This is a genomic window from Paenibacillus sp., assembly GCF_035645235.1.
Taxonomy (GTDB): Bacteria; Bacillota; Bacilli; order Paenibacillales; family YIM-B00363; genus Paenibacillus_AE.
In genome coordinates this window covers 1-22,639 of record NZ_DASQMZ010000183.1, presented here as the reverse complement: position 1 = coordinate 22,639, position 22,639 = coordinate 1, and the positions used below count along the sequence as shown (strand labels likewise).

Here is a 22,639-nt window from a genome sequence, read left to right as displayed (position 1 = left end):
TATCGGCTGCCGCCCCCCGCGGACGGCGCGCGCGCCGCGAGGCGCTCCGCGGAACGCGGCGACGCGCCTTCGCCCGACGCGTCGGCGCATCCCGCGACGCGCTATGTTTTGTTCTGGATGAATCCCGCCATCCAGAACGAGTCGACGTATTGGGCCCGCGTGCTGACGGGCGCGACTGCGGCGTGCCGCGAACGGGGCTGGGAGCATGCCGTCGTCGCGCCCAGGCTGGACGGGGGCCAGCCCTTCCCCGCCTACATGGACCGGGAGGCCTGCGTCGGCCACGTCGCGGTCGGCGGTCTGCCGGGGCCGACGATCGCCGCGCTGCAAGCGATGGGGGAGCCGCTTGTCCTGCTCGACCACGAGGAGCCGCTCGCCCGCGCCGACGCGGTGCTGAACGCCAACGCCGACGCCGCCGTCCTGGTTACGAACCACCTGCTGCGCGCCGGACGGCGCTCGTTCGTCTTCGTCGGCAACGACGGCTTCGCCGCCAGCTTCCGGGAGCGTTGGAACGGCTGCCGTCAGGCGATCGAATCGTTCGGCGAGCGCGGCGAGACGCGGCTGCGGAAGTGGTCGTGCCCGTACCCGGAGCGCCGTTGGGCGGACGAAATTCGCGCGAGGCTTCTCGCGGGCGGAGACGCCGATCGGCCGGACGCCTACGTCTGCGCGAACGACATGATCGCCCTCGAACTGCTGGACGTGCTGCATCGGCTCGGCCGCCGGCTGCCGGACGACTGCGCCGTCGTCGGCTTCGACAATATCGACGACGCGGCGCGCGCCGACCCGCCGCTCACGACCGTCGAGCTCGCCAAGGAGGAGCTCGGCCGCCGCGCCGTCGAACAGCTCGCCGCCCGGCTCGACCGCCTCGGCGAACGCCCGGAGAAGGTGCTGCTCGCCCCGCGCCTCGTCGTCCGCGCGTCCGGATGAACGCCGCAAACGAAAAGGACTCGCCTGACGACGAGTCCCTCGATTCGATTCGCCCGTCATCGGCCGTACACCCGGAAATGCTCAAATTTTCCGCTTACCTCGCCGGTATGCTCAAATTTTGCGCTTACCTCGCCGTTATGCTCAAAATTTGCACTTTTCCCCAGCCACACACCGCCGCTCGCCCTCGATCGCACACTCCCCGACCCTCCCGCCGTCCGCCGCACACCGCGAAATGCTCAAATTTTGCGCTTACCTCGCCGGTATGATCAAAATTTGCACTTTTCCCCCGTTACCCACCGCCGCTCGCCGGCTGCGCACACTCCCCGACCCGCCCGCCGTCCGCCGCACGCCGCGAAATGCTCAAATTTTGCGCTTATCTCGCCGTTATGCTCAAAATTTGCACTTTTCCCCAGCCACACACCGCCGCTCGCCCCCGATCGCACACTCCCCGACCCGCCCTTAAAACAAAAAAACCGCCGGGCGGCAAACTTGCCCCGACGGTTCGAACGCAAAAAATTACATCGCGTCCACGATCTCTTTAATTTTCTCGAGCGGCACCTTCGGTACGCGGTCGTAAGTGAGCAACCCGTTGATCTCCTGCTCGACGTCGGTCAGCTGCGTGTAGCAATAGCCCTGCACGACGCCGGAGCGGCGCAGCGGCTGGATGACCGCGCGCAGCCGCGCGAGGAAGTCTTCGTCGTCGCTCGCGCCGGAATAGCCCCAGCCCTCCCACTCGCTCTTCTTATAGGCGATGCCGCCGAATTCGGTGACGAGAATCGGCTGCCCTTCGTACGCATGGCCGCCGACCGTGAGGCGCCGGTTCGCCGGCATCGCGTTCACCGCACTCTCGACGGTGCTGTAGCGCCGCTCGAGCACTTCCTGCCTCCACTCGTAGTCGTGGATGGCGAACAAGTCCGTCTTCACCATCTCCCACCCGTCGTTCGAGACGACCGGCCGCGTCGCGTCGAGCGACTTCGTCAGATGGTACATCGCGAGCGTATGCTGCTGCTGCCGCGCGTCGATCTGGATGTTCGGCACGCCCCAGCTCTCGTTGATCGGCACCCAAGCGACGATGCACGGATGGTTGTAGTCGCGCTCGACCGCCTCCTGCCACTCCGCCGTGATCCGCTTCGAGTACTCCTCCGAGAAGTCGCACGCGTTCGCCATCTCGCCCCACACGATGAGCCCGAGCTTGTCGCACCAATACAAATACCGCGGGTCTTCCACCTTCTGGTGCTTGCGCGCGCCGTTCAGGCCCATCGCCTTCGTCAGCTCGACGTCGCGCCGAATCGCCTCGTCGCTCGGCGGCGTCAAGTTGCCGTCCGGGAAGTAGCCTTGGTCGAGCACGAGCTTGAGGAAATACGGACGATTATTCAAACAGAAGCGCCCGTCCTCGATCGACACCTTCCGCATGCCGAAATAGCTTGTCGCCTTGTCGATCGGGACGCCGTCCTCGAGCAGCTCGAACTCAATGTCGTACAAGTTCGGCTTCCGAGGAGACCAAAATCGATCCATCCCGTGGTCGTTGAGACCATGCAGCTTGATGCGGCGGCTCTCCTCGGCATGCGCGACGCGGGCGACGTCTTCGGCGACGAATTCGCCTTCGAACGTAATTCGCGCGCGCAGCGTCAAGTCGCGGCCCTCGATCGGCCCCTTCACGAAGGCGCGAATGCCGATCTCGTTCTTATCGATGTCCGGCTCGTACATGACCTTCGACACATACGTCTCGGACACCGCCTCCGCCCACACCGTCTGCCAGATGCCGGTCGTCCGCGTGTACCAGATGCCGCGGGATTTCTCTTCCCAGAACTGCTTGCCGCGCGGCTGGAAGACGTCCTTCCCGCGGTCCTCGGCCCGCACGACGATCACGTTGTCGCCGCCGTCCGAGAGCGCCTCCGTCACGTCCGCGGAGAACGGCGTATGTCCGCCGATATGGGTCGCGACGAGCTCGCCGTTCACCCAAACGCTCGCCTCGTAATCGACCGCGCCGAAGTGCAGCAGCACCCGCTTCCCGGCGAACGACGCCGGCGTCTTCCACGTCCTGCGGTACCAGACGACGTCATGGAACCCGGTCTCCCCGATGCCGCTAAGTTTGCTTTCAAAAGCGAACGGCACCTGGATGCGCCGATCCAGCGCCGTCTCCCCCTTATGCCACTTGCTCGACAACCCGATGCGCGCGTCGTCGTACGCGAATTCCCAGGTTCCGTTCAAATTTTCCCATGCGTCCCGCACGAATTGCGGTCTCGGATACTCCGGCCTTGGCAACGACATGCCTGTAACAGCTCCCTCTCTTAAGTAACGAATTGGTTAACGTAACAACGACCAGGTTACGCTGATACCCCCATTGTAAAACGCCCCCGCCGACTCGTCAACATCTTAGTTGATACATTAACCTACAGGTTATATAATGGAAGAACAACACACCCGGAAGAGGTTTGCCTATGAAGCTGCAAGCGGAACGCAGGAACGTCGAGATCTTCGAATGCTTCGCCTCCGAGACGCGGCTCCACCTGATCGAGCTGCTGAACGAACGCCCCATGAACATCAAAGAACTAGCCGAAGCGGTCGGGCTGTCGAGCGCGATCGTGACGAAGCATATTCGGAAAATGGAGGACGCCGGCCTCCTCGTCTCCGAGGCGATCGCCGGAAAGCGCGGCATGCAGAAGCTGTGCCGCCTCGCCGTCGACGAGCTGGCCGTCCGGCTGACGCGCGAGACGGCGGCGCCGCAATCCGCCGCCGTCCCCGCCGCCGCGAATCGATACGAAGTGTCGATCCCCGTCGGGCAATACGCGAGCTGCGCGGTGAAGCCGACGTGCGGCCTCGCCTCGGAGACGTCCATCCTAGGCATGGTCGACGACCCGAGGTATTTCACCGATCCGGAGCATGTGAAGGCGAGCCACCTATGGTTCGGCAGCGGCTACGTGGAGTACCGCATTCCGAACTATTTGCTTCGCGGCCAAGCGCCGCTCAGCCTCGAAATCTCCTTGGAAATTTGCTCCGAGGCGCCGGGCTACAACGAAAATTGGCCGTCCGACATTAGCTTTTACATCAACGATGTGCTGCTCGGCACCTGGACATGCCCCGGCGACTTCGGCTCGACCCGAGGCGTGTTCACGCCCGAATGGTGGAGCAACAACTCGCAATACGGCCTGCTGAAGACGCTGTCCGTCAGCGCGGCCGGCGCGTACATCGACGGCGTTCGGCTGTCGGACGTCGACCTCGGCGCGATCGGGCTGTCCGGCGGCCAAGCGATCTCGTTCCGCATCGCCGCGCACGAGACGGCGCGGCATTGCGGCGGCGTCACGCTGTTCGGCCGCGGCTTCGGCAACTATGACCAAGATATCCGCGTATCGTTGACGTACGCGTAAGGTCCGCATCCGGCGCGGTTCGTTCCTTACGCAGCGCGCGAAGACGCGAACGCCCCCGCCGGCCAGAGCCGACGGGGGCGCATACGCATATTACGGAAAGCTTTCCAGCGGCACGACCCATACATTCACCTTGCTGCCGTCGTTCGCGCTGTATTCGAACAGCTCCGCCGTCAGCGTGCCGTTAACCGGCAGCCGCGAGGCGGGCAGCTCGATCTTCAGCTCGAAGGCCGCCCATGCCGGGGCGCCCGCGCTCACCATGTAGGGCTCCTCCAGCAAATAATCATGCCCGTCGGACACCGCGTACATCATCATCGCCTCGAAGACGCGAGCCTCCCCCGTGATCGTGTAGCTGCCTCCCGACCCGCGAACCGCGACGTTCCGGAACGCGTTGTTCCCCTGCGGCGCCTCCGCGCCGACGATGTCGACCCGTCGCGGCGACTCGCTCCAATGTACCTCCGCGCCGAGCAGCTCCCCGACCGCGCGCAGCGGCACGTACGTCCGGCCGTCGACGTTCAGCACCGGCGCTTCGCCGCTGTCGTATGCCCCGCCGTTCACGTACACCGGGTAGCCGACCGCCGTCGCCGCGAACGTCTTCACCGTCGCCGCCGCCGCGGGCCACGCCGCCGTCAACGCCGCTCCGACCAACAGGCCGGCCGCAAATCCGCGATAATTTCGCATACCCCTCTCCCCCTTCTCTCTATTGTAATCCGGATCCGGCGGCGCGATGACTCGAAAGCAACGCGGCTTGAGCGCTCGTTTCCAATTCCTCCAACGCCCGCTCTACGGAAAGTCGCCGCGCGATGACCTCCTCGGCCAACCGGTTGCCGTCGACAAACATCGCCATATAGAACGCAGACGGCAACGCGGCGGCATCGGACGTCGAGGCTTCGACGTCCGGTCCGAGCCGATAGAACGGCTCCAAGTCCAGGTCGCTGTACAACCGCTTCGCCGCCGCCCGTTCCACGGGAATTCCTGCGCCGACCGTCTCGCCCCCGCCGAGTCGGCGGACGACCTCCCAAGCGACCTCCTGTCTGGCGCCGCGTTGGTTCACGGAGAGGTACGAATGAAGCCGGAGGCTTGGGCTGACGTCGGGGCGCGAAGCGTCGATCGGCTCCGTCACGACACCCCACGGGACGGACAAACCGGACAGCCGCCTTGCCGTCGTTTCGTCCCCCAGCAGCATCCCGATCCGGCCTTCCGCGAAAGCCAAGAACGGATCCCCCCCGCCGCTTCCGTCCGATGAAGAACGGTATATGCCCCCGTTCCGATACGCGTCGGCGACCAGTTCCCAAGCCGCCCGCCAAACCGGCGTCCGCAGCGACGGCGCGCCGTCGGAGTCGACGAACGTGCCGCCGGAGCGCCCGGCGACGTCGACGATCACGGCGAAGGGCTGGTCCGAGGATTCATGATACAGACCAAAGCGAATATCGGCTCCTTCCCCGTCGCCGCCCGAAGCGATTCGAGCGGCAAGACCGAGCGCTTCCTCCCACGTCATCCCGTCGACGGGGAGCGGGACGCCCGCCTCCTCGAACAGGCCTTGATGATAGAAGAGAACTCTTGCCGTAAAGGAAGGGGCCAACGCATATTGCAAGCCGTCGTCCCCGCGCAGCGCCTCTTCAAGCCTCGGGGAGACGAGGTCGGGCGCATCGTCGCTTTCCTGCATCCATAAATCCAACGGCTTCAGCCAATTGTTCCGCAGCAACGAGCGGAAGGAGGAAGCGTGTCTGGCGATAACGACGTCCGGGACGTATTCGGCCATGAACGCGTTATCGATCGCTTCCTTCTTCGTCTCGCCGCCGGAGCGCTTCTCGCTCGCGAACGCTTCGTACGGGAGCAGAACCACCTCCAGCTCCGGGAACGAAGCGGCGACGTACGGCAGCATCTCCGCTCGGAAGCGGTCTTCCTCTTCGTCGAATACCTTCAGCGTTCCCGTCGGCTCCGGCATCCGCTGCGCAGCGCCTTCGCAGCCCGCCAACGTCAAGAAGGCTAGCGCAAGCGCCGCCGCCCCCCTCACGGCGCCCCTCCTTCGGCCGGCAACGAGCGCCACGCGGCCGTCGCTTCCTCGGCCAACCGCGATAGCGCTTCTTCGACGGTCAGCCGCCCCTCCAGCGTATCCGCGAAACGCTCGTCGGCGAGCTCCAGAAACCGCCCGAGCGCGGCGTCCGGCACGTCGCGCCGAATCAATTGCTTATACGCCCCGTGCGCCGATGGCGCCGGCTCGTAGAAAGGCGCGTACGCCGGGTCGGCGGCGGACGCCGCGTTCGTCCTCGCCGTCAAGGTGCCGAACGCCGATATGCGTTCCCCGATCGCGCGCTTCGTCAGAAACGCGATGAGCCGCCACGCCTCTTCGACTTGTCCGGACGTATGGAAGATGGCGTACGGGTGGCCCGGCTGCATCGACACGCCCTCCGCCAGCGCCGGATCGACCGGCTCGGAGACGACGCCCCATTCGAAAGGAACGTCCCGTTCCGCCAAGATATCCGCAAAGGCGGCGTCCTGCAGCGTCATCGCGGCCCGCCCTTCCAGGAACGGTCCGTACTGCTCCTCCGGCCCGAACGGCATCGGATCGCCGAGCGCGTTCAACTCTCTTTCCCCCGCGAGCTCGAGGACGGTCCCCGAGGCGTACCCTTCCAGCACCTTCGACCACACTGCCGCCCAGGCATCCGTATCGACGAGGAACGAACGGTTCTCGCCGTCGGCGTACTCGAGTCCGGCGGCCAAGCCGATCGTTTCGATCAACCGCCAAGGCCGGAGCGTGTCGTACTTCCCGACGAAGTACCCGGCCACCCCGCCCTCCCCTTCGCCGGCGGGAAACGAAGCGGCGAGCTCCAATACCGCGTCCCAGGACAGGCCCGCCTGCGGCATCGTTACGCCATACGACTCGAACAGCGTCTTGTTGTAATACAATGCTTGATTATAAAATCCCTGAGACACGCCGAACAATTCCCCGTCTCCGGACGCGCGCAGCAACGAAAGCACATGGGGGGAATACGTCGACGCTTCGAATTCCGGACGCGCGACGAACGACTCCAACGAGCGCAGCTTTCCTGCTTCCGCCAACCGAACGAACTCCCGGGCCGGCACCATCAGCACGTCCGGTTGCGCCGCTTCCGCCGCTTGGAGATAATTCGCATAATACGCATCGTCGAATCCGAAGCCGGCCGTTTCATCGTAAGGCGGAACGCGCACGAGCTTGACGTGCGGATGCTGCGCCATATAATCCGCCGCATACTCGTTGAAATTTCCGTCCCAGCTCCAAACCTTCAGCGTCACATCCTCCGGCGGCGCCTCCGCGCTCGCGCACCCGGCCGTAAGTACGGCCGCCGCCGACAGCGCCGCCGCAAGTCTCGTCCAAATCCCTCTTCCCATATCGCCGTTCCCCTTTCGGTTGTTGTCCCGAACCCTCGCCGCTTTTCCCTATTTTCGAACGGGTCGCGCGAGGAAACAACCGGGGGGAGTAAAGGAAACCACATGGGAAATATCACCTTTCCTGGAATAAAAACAAAAGTCGCGACCGATTTCTCGGACGCGACCCACTAATCATGTTTTGTGTTATTCGATCGAGCCGCATTCGATGTCCCGAACGAGCCGCTTCAGCGCGCCGGCATCCTCCAAAAGCTGCCCCGGCGCGTCGTCCCGCACGAATTCGAGCATCGCATGGCGCTCGCCCGGCAGCTCGCGCACCGCACGCAAATACCGCTCCCATTCCTCCGCGCCCTCGGCGAACGGCCGGCGCTCCCCGTCGACCCAATAATAGGCGTGCACGTACTCGAGCCAAGGCGACACGCGCGTCAGCTCGTCCAGCCGCTCCGCGGCCGACAATCCGATCGCCGGCTGCCACAGCGTCCGCAAATTCGCGGAATCCGCCTCCCGAAGCAGCCGAATCGCGGAGTCGCACGTATCCGTGAGCGTGTTCGCATGATACTCCAGGCAGACGACGATGCCTTCCGCCTTCGCCGTCTCGGCGACGCGGCGCGCTTCGGCCGTCACCCGCTCCCGCCAGGCGTCGTCGGCTTCCGCCGAGGCGCGATTGCCCGCCCAGACGCGTATCGCCGGGGCGCCGAGCGCGACGGCCGACGCCAAGACGTCCTCGAAACCGAACGGCTGGCCCTCAACCCCGAGGCGATAATACGAGCCGTATCCGCGCACCGTAAGGCCCGCTTCCCGCGTAAGCCGCGCGGCCTCGGCGGCCGCGGCGCGATCTCCGTGCGGCGCATGCACGTCCCCGCCCCACTCGATCGCGTCCAGCCCCGCTTCCGCGGCGAGGCGAACGACCTCCGCCGGGGGCAACGAGCGGAACGTAATCGATAACAGCCCCGTTCGTAACACGCCCATTTCGCGATCCCTCCTGATCCCAATCCCGATCCTGACCCCGATCCTGATCCCGATCCCGATGTTTGCTTGCGCCGGACAACGCGTCCCGGCAAGCTTACTTAAACCAGCCCTTATCCTTAAATCGCTTAATCGCCTCGATCCGGTTGCCGACGTCCAGCTTGTCGAGGATGACGGAAACATAATTGCGCACCGTTCCCGTCGTAATAAACAGCTGGCTCGCGATTTCCTTCGTGTTTTTCCCGTCGGCCATCAGCTCGAGCACCTCGGTCTCCCGCTCCGTGAGCGGATTGCTTTCGGCGTATACGTCGTCCACGAGATCCGGCGCATAGATGCGGCGGCCCGCGGCGACGCTGCGGATCGACGCCGCCAGCTCCTCGCTCGGGCTGTCCTTCAGCAAATACCCGCCGACGCCCGCCTTCAGCGCCCGCTCGAAATAACCCGCGCGCGCGAACGTCGTCAAGATGACGACCTTGCAGTCGGCGCCCCTCAGCTCCTCGGCCGCCTCCAGCCCGCTCTTCTTCGGCATTTCGATGTCCATGACGCAGACGTCCGGTCGGAGCGACCGCACGAGCCGAACCGCTTCCTCGCCGTCGCCCGCCCGGCCGACGACCTCCATGTCGGGCTCGAGATCGAGCAGCGCGGCTAACGCGCCCAGCATCATCCGTTGATCCTCCGCGATTACGATGCGAATCATGTCGCTCCCCCCTCTTCTTGCGTCGGCCGAATCCCCTGTGGGGTTTTCGGGGCGCGGATGACGACCGTCGCGCCGTCCTCCGAGTACAGCCCGAGGCTGCCGTTTACGAATTCGAGCCGCTCCCGCATGCCGCGCAGCCCGTTGCCGGTCTTGTTTCGCTTCGACAACCCGACGCCATTATCCTTCACGACGACCGTGACGTCTTCGTCCGACGGCGTAATGCGGATCGTGCAGACGGTCGCCCCGCTGTGCCGGACGACGTTCGTCACGGCTTCCTTAAGGCACATGCTCAGTACGTTTTCGTTCAGCAGCGTCATATCGTGCAGAACGGCGTCGCCCTCGAGGACCAGCTCGATGCCGGCGGCCTTCAAAATTTGCTTCACCCGATACAATTCGTCCTCGAGCCGCGCCCCCCGCATCGCCGTCACCATCTCGCGCACCTCGTTCAGCGCGCCGCGCGCCGTCTGCCGAATATCGTTCAGCTCCGCGCGAGCCGCCTCCGGGTCGCGCTCGATCAGCTTGCCGGCCAAATCCGTCTTCAGTCCGATGAGCGACAGCCGTTGGCCGAGCGTATCGTGCAAATCCCGGGCGATGCGCTGCCGTTCCTCGAGCTTGACGAGCTCGGAGATGCGCTTGTTCGCATCCTCCAGCTGTCCTTGCAGCTGATCTTGCTTATTTTTGTTGTACGTGCCGATCGGCAGCAGCACGACGCCGATCAAGCAGACGAGCACGAGCGGAAGCTGGGATAAAAACAACGGGTCGCGCGTGACGAAGCCGACATTGACGACGGCGATCGTGCCGACGAGGTGAATGGCGTACAACGTAAAGAAGGCGGCGCGATGCCGAATGTGGCCGATGAAGAACGCGAGGAAGAGCGAGAAGTAGACGTAGCCGAACAGCACGGTCATGGCGATGGAGATCAGGATTTGCACGCTCGTCCAGAAGAAGACGAGCCGATTCTTTTTCGAAATATACGACAACACGTAGCATGCGAAAAACAGCAAAATCATGCCGATGCCGAGCGCGATCTCGTACGGAGACGAAGAGCGGAAAATAAAATAAAAGGGGAGGATGTAGAAGACGACCCATACGTACGGACTCAGTCCCGTGTTCTTGTGGAAAAACTGACTCCATTTCGACATGGCGGCCATCTCCCGCACCTCCCCTTCGATCCGAGGCGAGCGTTACTTTCGCCCGTAGCTCGGTCCCCCGACCCTCGCCGCGGCCTTCCGCTCGACGCGCGCTTCCTTGAAGGTGACGAACGTTCTGCGGTCTTCGTCCCAAAGCCGGAACCTCAGCGATTTCAAGCTGTCCGCAATGCCGATCGTCGTCGCCTGCTGCAGCGGCGGCGTCGATTCATGCGCTTGCTCCAGGTAATAATTCGGCACCTTCGGGCTCAGATGATGCACATGGTGGAACCCGATGTTGCCCGTAATCCATTGCAGCGGCTTTGGAAGCTTGTAATACGAGCTGCCTTCGACCGCGGCCTTCACGTAGCTCCATTCGTCCTCATGCTCGAAGTACGAATCCTCGAACTGATGCTGCACGTAAAACAGCCAGACGCCGACTAACCCGGACGCGAGGAAGATCGGCCCCTGCACGAGCAGGAACGCCTGCCAGCCGACCGCCCAAATGAGCAGCGCATACAGCGCCGCGATGCCCGCATTCGTCAAATACGTGTTTAAGCGCTCCTTCCGGCGCGCCCCCCGCCGATTGAAGCGGTATTCGATCAAGAACGTGACCGTCGGGCCGATGCCGAACAGCGTGATCGGATGCCGGTAAATGCGATACGCCAGCCTCTTCCAAAACGGCGCCGCATTGAATTCCTTCACCGTCATAACCCAAATGTCGCCCACGCCGCGCTTCTCGAGATTGCCGCTCGTCGCGTGATGGACGGAATGCGTATGTTTCCACTGCTGATACGGCACGACGGTCAAGATGCCCGTCAGCGTGCCGACGATGTCGTTCGCTAGCCGACTCTTGAAGAACGAGCCATGGCAGCAATCGTGGAAAATGATGAACGTCCGCACGAGAAAGCCGGCCGCGACGAGCGCGAACGCAAGCGTCAGCGCGTACGAGATCGAAAGCGACGCGTACGCCGCGTACCAGAGCGCGAACAGCGGGACCAGCGTATTTATCATTTGCATGACGCTGCGTCTCGTGTCGGTGCGTTCGAACGGAGCGACTTCCTTTTTCAATTCGGCTGCTTTCGGATGTTGTTTCATGTTGCGTTCCTCCTCGTTCTGACGCGAGGCGTCGTTCCGCCCGCGTCTTACCCTTATCAAGAGCAGTTTTCCTAATTTAAGTATAGAAAATGCATCCTGGACGGGTAAGACATAAACGTCAGCACGAGGGGATGATAAATGTCATGTCACAGCGCCCCTGGCGCTCGAAAAACCCGCCTGATTCGCATCAGAGCGGGCTTTGCGGCGTGCCGGTCGACTTATTTCATCACCTTGCAAATATCGTTCGTGAAGGCGACCGGATCCTGTACCGGCAGCCCTTCGATCAGAAGCGCCTGATTGTACAGCAAGTTCGTGTACAGGCTGAGCTTCTCCTTGTCGCTCGCATGCGCGGCCTTCAGCGAGGCGAACACCGGATGGTTCACGTTGATTTCCAGCACCTTCTCCGCCTTCACGTCCTGGCCGCCGTTCGGCATGGCGTTCAGCACCTTCTCCATCTCGATCGAAATTTCGCCTTCGGACGAGAGGCATACCGGATGCGACTTGAGCCGTTTCGACGCTTTGACCTTCTTGACCTTGTCCGCGAGAAGGCCCTGCATCGCTTCGAACAGCTCCTTCGCCTCCTCCGACTCGGCCGCCGCCTCGTCTTTCGCGTCGGGCTCGATGCCGAGATCGCCGCTGGACACCGACTTGAATTCCTTGTCCTTGTATTTCTGGAGCATCTTGATCGCGAACTCGTCGATCTCCTCCGTGAAGTACAGCAGCTCGTAGCCCTTGTCCGTGACGAGCTCGGCCTGCGGCAGCTTCTCGATGCGCTCGATGGAATCGCCGGTCGCGTAGTAGATATACTTCTGCTCCTCCGGCATGCGGGAGACGTACTCGTCGAGGGTGACGAGCTTCTTCTCCTTGGAGGAGTGGAACATCAGCAAATCCACGAGATCGTCCTTATGCGCGCCGAAGTCGCTGTACGCGCCGAACTTCAACTGGCGGCCGAACGCCTTGTAGAACTCCTCGTATTTCTCGCGCTCGTCCCGCTGCAATGCCAGCAGCGCGCTCTTGATTTTGCTCTTGATGTTTTTCGCGATAAGCTTGAGCTGGCGGTCGTGCTGCAGCATCTCGCGGGAGATGTTGAGCGACAGATCCTCCGAATCGACCATGCCCTTCACGAAGCTGAAGTAATCCGGCAGCAGGTCGGGGCACTTGTTCATAATGAGCACGCCGTTGGAGTAGAGCTCGAGACCCTTTTCGTATTCCTTGGTATAGTAATCGAACGGCGTCTGGCCCGGGATGAACAGGATCGCGTTGTACACGACCGCGCCGTCCGCGCTGACGTGCAGATGCTTGATCGGCTTGTCGAAGCCGTACCGCTTCTCGAAGTAGAAGTTTTCGTAATCCTCGTCCTTCAGCTCGTTCTTGTTTTTGCGCCAGATCGGGACTTGGCTGTTGACGGTTTGCTCCTCCGTCACGTCCTCCCACTCGTTCTCCGAGCCTTCCTTCTTCTTGCTGCGCGTGACGTCCATCTTGATCGGGTATCGGATGAAGTCGGAGTATTTTTTCACGAGCGCCTGCAGACGATAGGTCTCGAGATACTCGTCGTAGTTGTCGTCCTCCGTGTTCGGCTTGATCTTCAGCACGATCTCGGTGCCGACGGTATCCTTATGGCCCGGCTCGACGGTATACCCGTCCGCGCCTTTGGAGTGCCATACGTACGCTTCGTCGCTGCCGAGCGCGCGGCTCGTGACCGTCACCTCGTCCGCTACCATGAACGCCGAATAGAAGCCGACGCCGAATTGGCCGATGATGTTGTGGCCGTCCTTGATTTCGTTCTCTTGCTTGAACGCGAGCGAGCCGCTCTTCGCGATGACGCCGAGGTTGTTTTCGAGCTCTTCCTTCGTCATGCCGATGCCGGTGTCGACAATCGTCAACGTCCGGCTCGCCTTGTCCGGCGTAATCTTTATGTAGTAATCCTCTTGGTTGAACGTTAACGAATCGTCGGTGAGCGCCTTGTAATAGATTTTGTCGATCGCGTCGCTCGCGTTGGAGATGAGCTCCCGCAGAAAAATCTCCTTCTGCGTATAGATGGAATTGATCATCATCTCGAGCAGTCGCTTCGACTCCGCTTTGAATTGCTTCTTCGCCATTGCTTCTCGTTCCCTCCGAATCATCGAGCGTCTAGGTTAGCACTCAATCGATTCGAGTGCTAATTCTTTTAAATTTATATCATACCCGATTTTTCGATGTCAACCGCAAGCGCTTCCGGCTCCTCCCGCGACAGCGGCGTGACGAGCGCCAGCGGCTTCGCCGCGGCGGTCCGCGCCTGTTCGAGCGCCTCCCGGGCGCGTCCGAGCCGCCGAAGCGTCTGCGCGTAAAAATAGTAGGACTCCGCATGCTTCGGCTGCTTGGCGACGACCTTCGCGTACCATTCGGCCGCTTCCTCGTAACGCCCAAGCATGTAGTAGGATTGCGCGACATTGTCCAATATGGTCAAGTCGTTGTCGTTATAACCGTAAGCCTCCAAGTTGAACGACAGCGCTTCCTCCAAATCGTTGCCGAGCAACAGCTTGAAATAACCGAGGTTGCCGTAGACGGTCGTGTTTTTGTATTCGGCATGCGTACGCTCCAGCAGCTCGACGGCCTCCTCGCGACGCCCCTGCAGCCACATCGCGGTAGCGAGGTTGACCTGCGCCTGCATCTTGTCGAGTCCCTTCGCCTTCGGCAGCGCGTCGTTCAGAATGCGCTCCGCCTCCGCGGGTTTTCCCGCTTTCATCAGCAGATAGGCATAACCTGTCAGGTGCTTCGGCTGGACGCGCGGGAGACGGGACGCCTTTTCCAATAAAGCCATGGCTTTGTCTTGGTTGCCCTTCATATATTCGAGGTTTCCTCTCGCGGCGACGAAGGCGGCGCGGCTGGCGTACATGATGCAGGCGACGGCGGCGACAAGGACGACGAGAACGGCGATGACGATCGGCGACATATTCGAATTTCCCTCCGGGCGTTTCGTTATGGTGACTACATTATAACACGCCGCGCGCGAAGAAGGACCGCCCGCCGCGACTGCCGGCAGAACGGTCCTTCCTATCTCCTTATTCTTACCGCAGCAAGGCGTCGAGCGAATACGCCCCGGCCCCGGTCAAGGCGACGCCGACGAAGACGGCGAGCAGCACGAGCGGAAACTCGTAACCGTTGGATGCGTTCCAGAACCCGTTCGGGCCATGCACCTTGACGATCGCGACCGCCATCGTCGCCGCAAGCAGCGCCCCGACGACCGGCGTAAACAGCCCGGCCGCGAACAACAGCCCGCCCGCAAGCTCCACGAAGCCGACGAAGACGGCGATCGCGACGCCGGGCTTCATGCCGATCGAATCGAACCAACCGCCCGTTCCCTTCACTCCGTACCCGCCGAACCATGCGAACAGCTTCTGCGCACCGTGCCCGAAAAACGCCAATCCGATAACGACCCGCACAATCAACAACCCTACGTCTTCCATAAAAATTTGCCTCCTGAGATTTAGTTTAAATTTGAGATGTTTTGCGAAAAAGATGCAGACCCGCGAGTCCGCCGTTTCGCCTCCGTTGTCTCAAATTCGAGATGTTTACATCATATATCACAAATTTGAGATATGCAATAGGGCGAATCAAATTTCTCCGATTTTTTTTTATTCGACGCTACCCGATACACGCGCCAACGGCAGCACGAAGCTTTCGTCGGCGCATGGGGGCGATCCTTCGATTTTGCTTGCGGGGGCGGAATGTTGCGAATGTCGCTTCGTTACGCTTCTTCCTCCGCCGGCTGCAAGTTTTGAAACTGATTGCGGAACATGCGGGCATACGTGCCGCCGCGCGCCAGAAGCGAATCGTGATCGCCCCGCTCCGCGACCTCGCCGCGATCCACCACCATGATCGTGTCCGCGTCGCGGATCGTGCTGAGCCGGTGCGCGATAATAAAGCTCGTGCGATCCCGCATCACGCCGAGCAGCGCCTCTTGGATGTGCAGCTCGGTGCGCGTATCGATGCTGCTCGTCGCTTCGTCCAATATGAGTATCGACGGCTCCGCCAAGACGACCCGAGCGATCGCGAGCAGCTGACGCTGGCCTTGGCTCAGGTTGCCGCCGTTCTCGGCAAGCTGCGTCTCGTACCCGTTCGGCAGCCGGCGGATGAACGAGTCGGCGTTCGCCATGCGCGCCGCCTCGACCGCTTCCTCGTCCGTCGCGTCGGGCCTGCCGTACTTAATGTTTTCCATGACGGTGCCGGAAAACAAATACGTATCCTGCAGCACGATGCCGAAGCAGCGGCGCAGGCTGTCCCGCGTGTACGCGCGAATGTCGCGGCCGTCGATCAAGATGCGGCCGGACGTCGCGTCGTAAAACCTCGCGAGCAGGTTGACGATCGTCGTCTTCCCCGCGCCCGTCGGCCCGACTAGCGCGTTACTGCTGCGCGCCGGCGCCTCGAAGCTGACGTCGCGGAGAATCGGCACATCGGACCGGTAACCGAAGCTCACGTTCTCGAAAGCGACCCGGCCCGTCGGATTGCGCAGCTCGACCGCGTCCGGCGCGTCGGGCGTCTCCTCGGCTTCGTCGAGCACCTCGAACGCCCGCTCGGCGCCCGCGACGCCCGCTTGCAGCACGTTGTACGTCTGGGCGAGCTCGTTCAGCGGCCGGACGAACTGCCGGGAATAGCCGATAAAGCTCGCGATGACGCCGACCGTGACGTGATCGTTGACCGCGAGGAGGCCGCCGACGAGCGCGATGGCTGCGAAGCCGACGTTGTTGATGACGGACAGCAGCGGCATCATGAAGCCCGACCAAATTTGCGCCTTGACGGAGGCGGCATACAACTTATTGTTCACCGCTTCGAACCGATCGATCGACGCCTGCTCGTGATTGAACGCCTTCACGATCAGCTGCCCGGAAATCGTCTCCTCGATGTGGCCGTTGAGCGCGCCGAGCTGCGCCTGCTGCTCCTTAAACAGCACCCTCGTTCGCTTCGCGATCGTGCGAGCCAGACCGTACACGAGCGGGACGGTGACGAGCGCGGTCAGCGTCAGCAGCGGGCTGAGCGCCAGCATCATAACGAGGGAGCCGACGATCGCGATGGAGCCCGACATGAGCTGCACGGTCGATTGGGAGATCGTATTGCTGACGTTGTCGAGATCGTTCGTCAACCGGCTCATCGTCTCCCCGTGCGGCCGCGCGTCGAAGAACGCGAGCGGCAGCTTCTGCAGCTTCTCGAACAGCGAGCCCCGCAGCGACCGGACGACGCGCTGCGAGAGGCCCGCCATGAGCCACCCCTGAAGGAACGCGAGCAGCCCTTCGCCGACGTACGCGGCCGCGAGCGCCAGCGCGATCAGCTGAAGCCATCGCAGGTCTCCGTCCGCGATCGCGTCGATGCCGACGCCGATCAAATACGGGCCGGCGACGGTCAACGCGGCGCCGGCCGCCACGAACGCCGCGATGACGGAAAGCCCGGCGCGCTCCGGGCCGAAGTACGCCCACAGCCGCCTCATCGTAGCGCGGAAGTCTTTCGGCTTGACGACCGGGCCGCGCCCGGGCGGGCCGAAGCCGGCCGGACGGCCGGGCATCGGCGGCATCGGCGCCGCCGAAGCGGGCGAACCGCTTCCGGCTCCGCCCGCTTCGGCGGACTCGCGATTACGGGTTTCCGACATGCGGCTGCAGCTCCTTCCCGATTTGCGATGCGTAAATTTCCCGGTACACGCGATTTTCCCGCATCAGCTCTTCATGCGTGCCGACCCCGACCACCTCGCCGAGGTCCATGACGACGATTTTATCCAGGTCCATCACCGACGTGATGCGTTGGGCGATAACGAGGCAGGTCAGCCCCTTCACGTACGTCCGCAGCGCCGCCTTGATCCGCGACTCGGTCGCCGTATCGACGGCGCTCGTACTGTCGTCCAGGATGAGGATGCGGGGCCGGCGAACGAGCGCTCTCGCGATCGCCAGCCTTTGCTTCTGCCCGCCGGACAAGTTAACGCCCCGCTGGCCGAGCCTCGATTCGTACCCCTCCGGCAGCCGCTCGATAAATTCGTGCGCCTCCGCCGTCCGGGCGGCGCGCTCCACCTCTTCGTCGGAGGCGGTCTCGTCTCCCCACCGGATGTTTTCCCGAATCGTGCCGGTAAAGAGTACGCTCTTCTGCGGCACGATCGCGATCATGTCGCGCAGCCGCGCCGGGTCCATGCTTCTGACGTCGATGCCGTCCACGAGCACGCGGCCGCCGGAGGCGTCGTAAAATCGCGGCACGAGATGCACCAAGCTGCTCTTGCCCGAGCCCGTCGAGCCGATGATGCCGACCGTCTCGCCGGGCAGGCACGAGAACGTGACGTTCCGCAGCGCCGGAGCGCCGGGCGCGTTCGCGTAGGCGAAGGAGACGTTTTCGAAATCGATCCTCCCCTTCGTTACGACCGCCGCGGCGTCCGGCCCCGCCGGCGGCGCCTCCGCCTCCTCTTGCCGAAACACTTCGCCGATTCGAATGGCGGAGGCGCGGGCGCGCACGAACATGGCGAACACCATAGACACCATCATTAAGGCAAAGAGGATTTGCGTCATATAGTTAATGAACGCCACCAGCTCGCCGACCCGGTTGCCGGCCATGACGCCCGTTTCGATCCATACGCCGCCGATCCAAAGAATCGCCACGACGCCGAGGTTGACCGTCAGCATAATGGCGGGATTGAACACCGCCATCGCCCGCATCGCATGCGTCGACGCCGCTCTCTGCTCTTCGTTCGTGCGGGCGAACTTCTCCCGCTCGTAATCGAACCGGTTGAACGCCTTCACGACGCGCACCCCGGACAAATATTCCCGCACGGACGCGTTCACCCGATCGAGCGATTGCTGCACCTTCAGAAACCTCGCGAAGCCGACCTTCATGCTGAAAGCGACCAGCACGGCGACGATCGGCACGACGACGGCGAAGACGGCGGACAGCTCCGGGTTGAGCCGCACGGCGAGAATGAGCGCGCCGATGCCGAGCAGCGGCGCTTTGACGAAGATGCGCATCATCCCGCTGACGAAGTGCTGGACGAGCGTAATGTCGTTCGTCATGCGGGTAATGAGCGACGCCCGCTCGAAGCGGTCGAGCTGCGCGAAGCCGAGCGTCTGGATTTTCCGAAACAAGTCGCTTCGAAGCTCCGTGCCGAATTTCTGCGACACGTGCACGGCCAGCACGTTCCGCAGGCTGGCCGCGACCGCGCCCCCTGCCGTAATGAGCAGCATAAAGCCGCCGATACGCAGGACGTAATGCATGTCGCCGCTGGCGATGCCGCGGTCGATAATGCGCGCGAGCAGCGTCGGCATCATCAGGTCGGCGGCGGCTTCCAGCATAAGGAACACGAAGGCCAAGAGAAAGCCCTTCCAATACTTTCGAATATATTTCCCGCTCGGCATGCCGCTACGTCTCCCCCCGTCCGGGAAGCTGTTCCGACAGCTTCTTCATTAACTGCGTCAACGTCTCCCGCTCCTCCGCGGTCAGCCGCCGGAACGGCTCCGAGAGGGCGTTCCTCCACACGTTCTCCGTCCTGCCGATCGTCGCCCGGCCGGCCTCCGTGAGCGTCACGAGCTTCACCCGCGCGTCCGCCGCGTCCTGCGTCCTCGCCACGAAGCCCGACCGCTCCAGCCGATCGAGCATCTGCGACATGGTGCTGGCGCGCACGTCGAGATGGGCCGCCAGCTGGCCGATCGTCGCCGTGCCCTGACGTTGCAGCCGGCGCAGCAGCAGCCACTGCACCTTGGTGAGCGGCTGCCCCTCGTCGAACGCCGAGGAGCGAAGATGGCGGTTCAATGCCTGCAAGGAGGCGAGCAATTCGTCCACATTCGCATCCGTGTTCACGCGCCCTAAGATCCCTTCCCCTGTCATTTATTCATATTATATAGCTAACCTAAATAAATGCCACGAAGCAATTGGAAGTTTTCGGTACCCCTCGAAGCCGCGCGTATGGTAGGATACGTTTATGGCATTAAGATTTCTACGGAAATTGGGAGCGACGCGAACTCCATGGAAACCGCAACGATCACGATGTTTACGACGCTGGTCGCCACCTCAGGCGTATTTACGCTGTTTTTGTCCATCTTCTCGTATTTGAAGCGCAAAGAGCTCCCCGGCGGACGATTGTTCCTGTTTTATACCGCGTCGCTTACGATCTACATCTTTGCCGTAGCCTTCGAATGGACCAGCGATTCGCTGGCGGAAATCAAAGCCTGGACCGTCGTCGAGTATCTCGGCATCGCCTTCGCGCCGCCGCTCGGCCTGCTCGTCGTCCTGCTTTATATCGGCAAGAACGTACCGTCCAAAGCCGTCGCGGCCCTGTTCGCGATTCCGGCGCTTACGTTCGCTATGGTCGCGACGAACGATTGGCACCATTGGTTTTACAAGGACGTGTATTTACGCCCGGACAGCCCGGCTCCTCTCGCGGATGTCGTCGTCGGCGAATGGTACGTCGTGCACGGCGCGTATACGTTCGGCTGCCTGCTCGCCTCCGTCGTGCTGCTCGTACGGCAATGGGGTCAGACGAACAAGGCGTTCCGACTGCAGCTTGCGACGTTGATCGTCGGGCAATTGCTTCCGATGATCGGCGCGTTCGTCTACTTGATGGGCGTGACCCCGTACGGCATCGACCCCGTGCCGATGGTGCTCTGCATTACGTCCGGGCTGTATCTTTGGGCGATGGCGCAGTCCCGCTTCCTGACGATCGTGCCGATCGCCAAGGAGCGCATCTTCGAGAGCATGCGCGAAGGCGTCGTCGTCGTCGACTCGGCCGGCCGTATCGTCGACTTCAACGAATCGGTCTCGCGAATGATCCCGGGGCTTACGACCGCTTCGGTCGGCGAACCGCTCGCCGACGTATGGCCGCGGCTTACCGGGGCCGCGCTGCCCGCTTTGGGGGCGGAAAGCGCCCAACAGGAGATGGTTTGGACGGTGAAAGGCGCGGAGGGGACTTACCAGGTGCGCTCTTCGCTGGTGCGCGGGCGAGCCGGGGTGCCGCTCGGCAGCCTGCTCATGCTGATCGACGTGACGGAGCAGAAGCGGCTGCAGGACAAGCTGAAGCAGCAGGCGTACTACGACGGCCTGACGAAGCTGCTCAACCGCGCGCGGTTCATTCAAAGAAGCAGGGATCTGCTGGAAAACGCGCGGCGCTTCGATCAATGCGTCTCCTTCGTCTTGTTCGACATCGACGCGTTCAAGCGCATTAACGATACGTTCGGCCACGACGCCGGCGACCGGGCGATTGTGCACGTCGTCGAGGTCGCCAAGCGGCAGCTGGCGCCGGATGCGCTGTTCGCCCGCTACGGCGGCGAGGAATTCGTCGTCGCGCTGCCCGCCGCCGAGCTCGCCGAGGCAACCGCCGTCGCGGAGCGCATTCGCGCCGCCCTCGAGACGACGCCGTTCTCCGCGAACGAAGACGGCGAGCGCATCGACGTGACGGCAAGCTTCGGCGTCGCGGCCTTCGGCGCCGGCGAGACGGCTTCGGGCCGCGACGCGCTGGAGTCTTTGCTGCGCGACGCGGACGCGGCGCTGTACCGCGCCAAGCGCGATGGCCGCAACCTCGTGCGGGCGGGGGCGTAAGGTACCGCTCACGCTTTCTTTACGCGTGATGAATGCGCGGCATCGGGAGCTTGTTCGCGTTCACGCGCGCCTTCGCGAACGAGTTCGGCGCTTCGCCTACCGCTTATCGCCGGTCGTTGCGGGGCGAAGGTAGCGGTCGGCGTAATCCATGAAGCGCTCCCAGTCGTACGGCGTAAGATCGTGTTCGCCTCTGCGAAGATGGTAGGCGAGCCCGTCCGAATGGATCGGCGCGTTCGGCGCCGGAAGGTCGTCCGAAGTACCATCCCCTCGCACGGCGCCGAGTCCGGGCTTCCCGAACAGCCGAAAAACCGGTTCCGCCGCGAGCAGCGACGCAAATTCCGACGCCGGATCCGCCCATTCGTCCTCCGTCGCGCTAGTTACGTACAGATGACGCGGCGCGATCGAAGCGAGCAGGAAATGCTGGTCCACCGGCAGCTCGGCCTCGCGCTTGTTAAAGGACTTGTAGTTTTCGTTAAACCAATGCGGGAACCGTTCGTTGATGTCCTGGATCGTCTCCCCGGCCTTGCCGCGCGAGAGCGCCGCGCCGGTGCAGCCGGAATTGTTCGAGACGACCATCGCGAAGCGCGGATCGGTCGCGCCGGCCCATAGCGCCGTCTTGCCGCAGCGCGAATGCCCGGCGACGACGACCCGGCTCGCGTCGATGCCGGGGGCGGTTTCGAAGTAGTCCATCGCCCGGCAGGCGCCCCACGCCCACGCCGCGATCGTCCCCCATGCGTCGGGCGCTCGACGTTCGGGGTTCGGCTCGAAGACGCCGTGCACGCCGTTCGCGAAGCCGTCGTGCACGTCGGGATCGATCGCGTGCACGTCGATCGCCGCCGCCGCATAGCCGCGCTCGACAATGCGTTCCGCCGGCCAGAAGCCGGAACGGACGAGCCGCTCCGGATCCGTATGCTCGGCGCCGCGGTTGTTCAGAAACAGGAACGCTGGCGCCGGCGTCCCTGCGCCGTTCGCGGCGGCCGTCGGCACGAAGAGAAGCAGCGGAACGGCGTAGGCGCCGCCCGGTCCCTCGAGACGGATGGCGACGCGGCGGCGCACGGCGGCGCCGCCCATCGCCGGGCGCTCGTCCAAGACGTCGAAGCGCAGCGCGGCGCTCGTCGCCTCCGCCGGCTCCCGGCCGTAGACATATTTTCGAAACAGCTCGATAATCTCAGGCCTTCGTTCGCCCGCCCAGCGCACCGCGTCCTCCACCGGTTTCCCGTCGGACATCCGGAACAAGTCCGGAAGCCCCCGGTCGCCGTACAACGCCTCATCCCCGCGATTCATGTTTCATTCGCCCTCCTTCGCATCCGTCCGACTCTGCCTTGCGCGCGGGTCTACGAAAGCCCCGTTTCGTTGTACCGTTTCAACAGCGTATAGCGGCTCGGACGAACCCGGTGCGCGAGCCGCAGACTTTCCGCGACGAGCTTCGGGGACACGCCGAGCTCGTCGGCGGTCGCCGGCCCGCCCGCTTCGCGCAGCAGCGAACGGATCGTCTCCGGCTCGAGCACGTCCGGCAGCAGCCGGCGGACGACGTCGTCGCCCTCCCCCGCCAGCCCTTC

The 22,639-nt window shown here is 63.1% G+C and carries 18 protein-coding genes and 1 pseudogene; 3 read left to right on the top strand and 16 right to left on the bottom strand.

Going from position 1 to position 22,639, the window contains the following annotated elements; translation table 11 throughout:
* Positions 1–924, top strand: a 924-nt coding sequence (locus tag VEZ38_RS17400; protein ID WP_324895708.1) for a substrate-binding domain-containing protein, incomplete at its 5' end; no start/stop codon positions are given.
* Positions 925–1,440: 516 nt separating this feature from the next.
* On the opposite strand, the gene VEZ38_RS17395 is transcribed toward VEZ38_RS17400, so the two are convergent.
* Positions 1,441–3,195 carry a glycoside hydrolase family 2 protein gene (locus VEZ38_RS17395; RefSeq protein ID WP_324895706.1) on the bottom strand — a complete coding sequence of 585 codons (1,755 nt, stop codon included), beginning with the start codon at positions 3,193–3,195 and terminating at the stop codon, positions 1,441–1,443.
* A 170-nt stretch (positions 3,196–3,365) separates the two neighbouring features.
* Here VEZ38_RS17395 and VEZ38_RS17390 point away from each other — a divergent pair, with 170 nt between their 5' ends.
* The gene (locus VEZ38_RS17390) at positions 3,366–4,292 is read left to right on the top strand and encodes an ArsR/SmtB family transcription factor (RefSeq protein ID WP_324895704.1); all 927 of its coding nucleotides are present in this window, start codon (positions 3,366–3,368) and stop codon (positions 4,290–4,292) included.
* Positions 4,293–4,382: 90 nt separating this feature from the next.
* Here the strand turns inward: VEZ38_RS17390 and VEZ38_RS17385 are convergent, their stop codons facing one another.
* From VEZ38_RS17385 to VEZ38_RS17325, 13 genes are all read right to left on the bottom strand, one after another.
* Complete coding sequence (locus VEZ38_RS17385; protein ID WP_324895702.1) at positions 4,383–4,970, bottom strand: Gmad2 immunoglobulin-like domain-containing protein; 588 nt, start codon at positions 4,968–4,970, stop codon at positions 4,383–4,385.
* Between the two features lie 19 nt (positions 4,971–4,989).
* Positions 4,990–6,306 carry an ABC transporter substrate-binding protein gene (locus tag VEZ38_RS17380; RefSeq protein ID WP_324895700.1) on the bottom strand — a complete coding sequence of 439 codons (1,317 nt, stop codon included), beginning with the start codon at positions 6,304–6,306 and terminating at the stop codon, positions 4,990–4,992.
* On the bottom strand, positions 6,303–7,661 hold the full coding sequence (locus VEZ38_RS17375) for an extracellular solute-binding protein (protein WP_324895698.1): 1,359 nt from the start codon (positions 7,659–7,661) through the stop codon (positions 6,303–6,305). Before VEZ38_RS17375 ends, VEZ38_RS17380 begins: the two co-directional genes overlap by 4 nt.
* A 183-nt stretch (positions 7,662–7,844) precedes the next feature.
* A complete protein-coding gene (locus tag VEZ38_RS17370; RefSeq protein WP_324895696.1) occupies positions 7,845–8,627 on the bottom strand; it encodes a sugar phosphate isomerase/epimerase family protein in 783 nt (260 codons plus the stop codon).
* Positions 8,628–8,721: 94 nt separating this feature from the next.
* Positions 8,722–9,321 (bottom strand): response regulator transcription factor, encoded by a 600-nt coding sequence (locus tag VEZ38_RS17365; RefSeq protein ID WP_324895694.1) that lies wholly within the window; start codon positions 9,319–9,321, stop codon positions 8,722–8,724.
* The gene (locus VEZ38_RS17360; protein ID WP_324895691.1) at positions 9,318–10,463 is read right to left on the bottom strand and encodes a sensor histidine kinase; all 1,146 of its coding nucleotides are present in this window, start codon (positions 10,461–10,463) and stop codon (positions 9,318–9,320) included. Before VEZ38_RS17360 ends, VEZ38_RS17365 begins: the two co-directional genes overlap by 4 nt.
* Before the next feature lie 42 nt (positions 10,464–10,505).
* Positions 10,506–11,546 carry a fatty acid desaturase gene (locus tag VEZ38_RS17355; RefSeq protein ID WP_324895689.1) on the bottom strand — a complete coding sequence of 347 codons (1,041 nt, stop codon included), beginning with the start codon at positions 11,544–11,546 and terminating at the stop codon, positions 10,506–10,508.
* A gap of 218 nt (positions 11,547–11,764) precedes the next feature.
* Positions 11,765–13,645 carry a molecular chaperone HtpG gene (gene htpG / locus VEZ38_RS17350; protein WP_324895687.1) on the bottom strand — a complete coding sequence of 627 codons (1,881 nt, stop codon included), beginning with the start codon at positions 13,643–13,645 and terminating at the stop codon, positions 11,765–11,767.
* A 74-nt stretch (positions 13,646–13,719) separates the two neighbouring features.
* On the bottom strand, positions 13,720–14,478 hold the full coding sequence (locus VEZ38_RS17345; protein ID WP_324895685.1) for a tetratricopeptide repeat protein: 759 nt from the start codon (positions 14,476–14,478) through the stop codon (positions 13,720–13,722).
* Positions 14,479–14,593: 115 nt separating this feature from the next.
* Positions 14,594–14,992, bottom strand: a complete 399-nt coding sequence (locus VEZ38_RS17340) for a DoxX family protein (RefSeq protein ID WP_324895683.1) — start codon at positions 14,990–14,992, stop codon at positions 14,594–14,596.
* 281 nt (positions 14,993–15,273) lie between these two features.
* Positions 15,274–17,091 (bottom strand): ABC transporter ATP-binding protein, encoded by a 1,818-nt coding sequence (locus tag VEZ38_RS17335; protein WP_324895710.1) that lies wholly within the window; start codon positions 17,089–17,091, stop codon positions 15,274–15,276.
* A 58-nt stretch (positions 17,092–17,149) separates the two neighbouring features.
* Entirely contained in the window at positions 17,150–18,904 is a 1,755-nt protein-coding gene (locus tag VEZ38_RS17330; protein WP_324895681.1) for an ABC transporter ATP-binding protein, read from the bottom strand.
* Positions 18,905–18,908: 4 nt separating this feature from the next.
* A complete protein-coding gene (locus tag VEZ38_RS17325) occupies positions 18,909–19,346 on the bottom strand; it encodes a MarR family transcriptional regulator (protein ID WP_324895679.1) in 438 nt (145 codons plus the stop codon).
* 165 nt (positions 19,347–19,511) lie between these two features.
* Here VEZ38_RS17325 and VEZ38_RS17320 point away from each other — a divergent pair, with 165 nt between their 5' ends.
* On the top strand, positions 19,512–21,080 hold the full coding sequence (locus VEZ38_RS17320) for a histidine kinase N-terminal 7TM domain-containing diguanylate cyclase (protein ID WP_324895677.1): 1,569 nt from the start codon (positions 19,512–19,514) through the stop codon (positions 21,078–21,080).
* A gap of 96 nt (positions 21,081–21,176) precedes the next feature.
* Here the strand turns inward: VEZ38_RS17320 and VEZ38_RS17315 are convergent, their stop codons facing one another.
* Both VEZ38_RS17315 and VEZ38_RS17310 read right to left on the bottom strand, forming a co-directional pair.
* Positions 21,177–22,364: an acetylxylan esterase gene (locus VEZ38_RS17315; RefSeq protein ID WP_324895675.1), complete on the bottom strand. Its 1,188-nt coding sequence runs from the start codon at positions 22,362–22,364 to the stop codon at positions 21,177–21,179.
* A gap of 50 nt (positions 22,365–22,414) precedes the next feature.
* A pseudogene (locus VEZ38_RS17310) lies at positions 22,415–22,639 on the bottom strand (sn-glycerol-1-phosphate dehydrogenase); the annotation flags it as partial.

Excerpts from the sequence above, each read along its gene's own strand:
- VEZ38_RS17395 (WP_324895706.1), bottom strand. The coding sequence starts at position 3,195 with ATGTCGTTGCCAAGGCCGGAGTATCCGAGACCGCAATTCGTGCGGGAC.
- VEZ38_RS17390 (WP_324895704.1), top strand. The coding sequence starts at position 3,366 with ATGAAGCTGCAAGCGGAACGCAGGAACGTCGAGATCTTCGAATGCTTC.
- VEZ38_RS17385 (WP_324895702.1), bottom strand. The coding sequence starts at position 4,970 with ATGCGAAATTATCGCGGATTTGCGGCCGGCCTGTTGGTCGGAGCGGCG.
- VEZ38_RS17375 (WP_324895698.1), bottom strand. The coding sequence starts at position 7,661 with ATGGGAAGAGGGATTTGGACGAGACTTGCGGCGGCGCTGTCGGCGGCG.
- VEZ38_RS17370 (WP_324895696.1), bottom strand. The coding sequence starts at position 8,627 with ATGGGCGTGTTACGAACGGGGCTGTTATCGATTACGTTCCGCTCGTTG.
- VEZ38_RS17365 (WP_324895694.1), bottom strand. The coding sequence starts at position 9,321 with ATGATTCGCATCGTAATCGCGGAGGATCAACGGATGATGCTGGGCGCG.
- VEZ38_RS17360 (WP_324895691.1), bottom strand. The coding sequence starts at position 10,463 with ATGTCGAAATGGAGTCAGTTTTTCCACAAGAACACGGGACTGAGTCCG.
- VEZ38_RS17355 (WP_324895689.1), bottom strand. The coding sequence starts at position 11,546 with ATGAAACAACATCCGAAAGCAGCCGAATTGAAAAAGGAAGTCGCTCCG.
- htpG (WP_324895687.1), bottom strand. The coding sequence starts at position 13,645 with ATGGCGAAGAAGCAATTCAAAGCGGAGTCGAAGCGACTGCTCGAGATG.
- VEZ38_RS17345 (WP_324895685.1), bottom strand. The coding sequence starts at position 14,478 with ATGTCGCCGATCGTCATCGCCGTTCTCGTCGTCCTTGTCGCCGCCGTC.
- VEZ38_RS17340 (WP_324895683.1), bottom strand. The coding sequence starts at position 14,992 with ATGGAAGACGTAGGGTTGTTGATTGTGCGGGTCGTTATCGGATTGGCG.
- VEZ38_RS17335 (WP_324895710.1), bottom strand. The coding sequence starts at position 17,091 with ATGCCGCCGATGCCCGGCCGTCCGGCCGGCTTCGGCCCGCCCGGGCGC.
- VEZ38_RS17330 (WP_324895681.1), bottom strand. The coding sequence starts at position 18,904 with ATGCCGAGCGGGAAATATATTCGAAAGTATTGGAAGGGCTTTCTCTTG.
- VEZ38_RS17320 (WP_324895677.1), top strand. The coding sequence starts at position 19,512 with ATGGAAACCGCAACGATCACGATGTTTACGACGCTGGTCGCCACCTCA.
- VEZ38_RS17315 (WP_324895675.1), bottom strand. The coding sequence starts at position 22,364 with ATGAATCGCGGGGATGAGGCGTTGTACGGCGACCGGGGGCTTCCGGAC.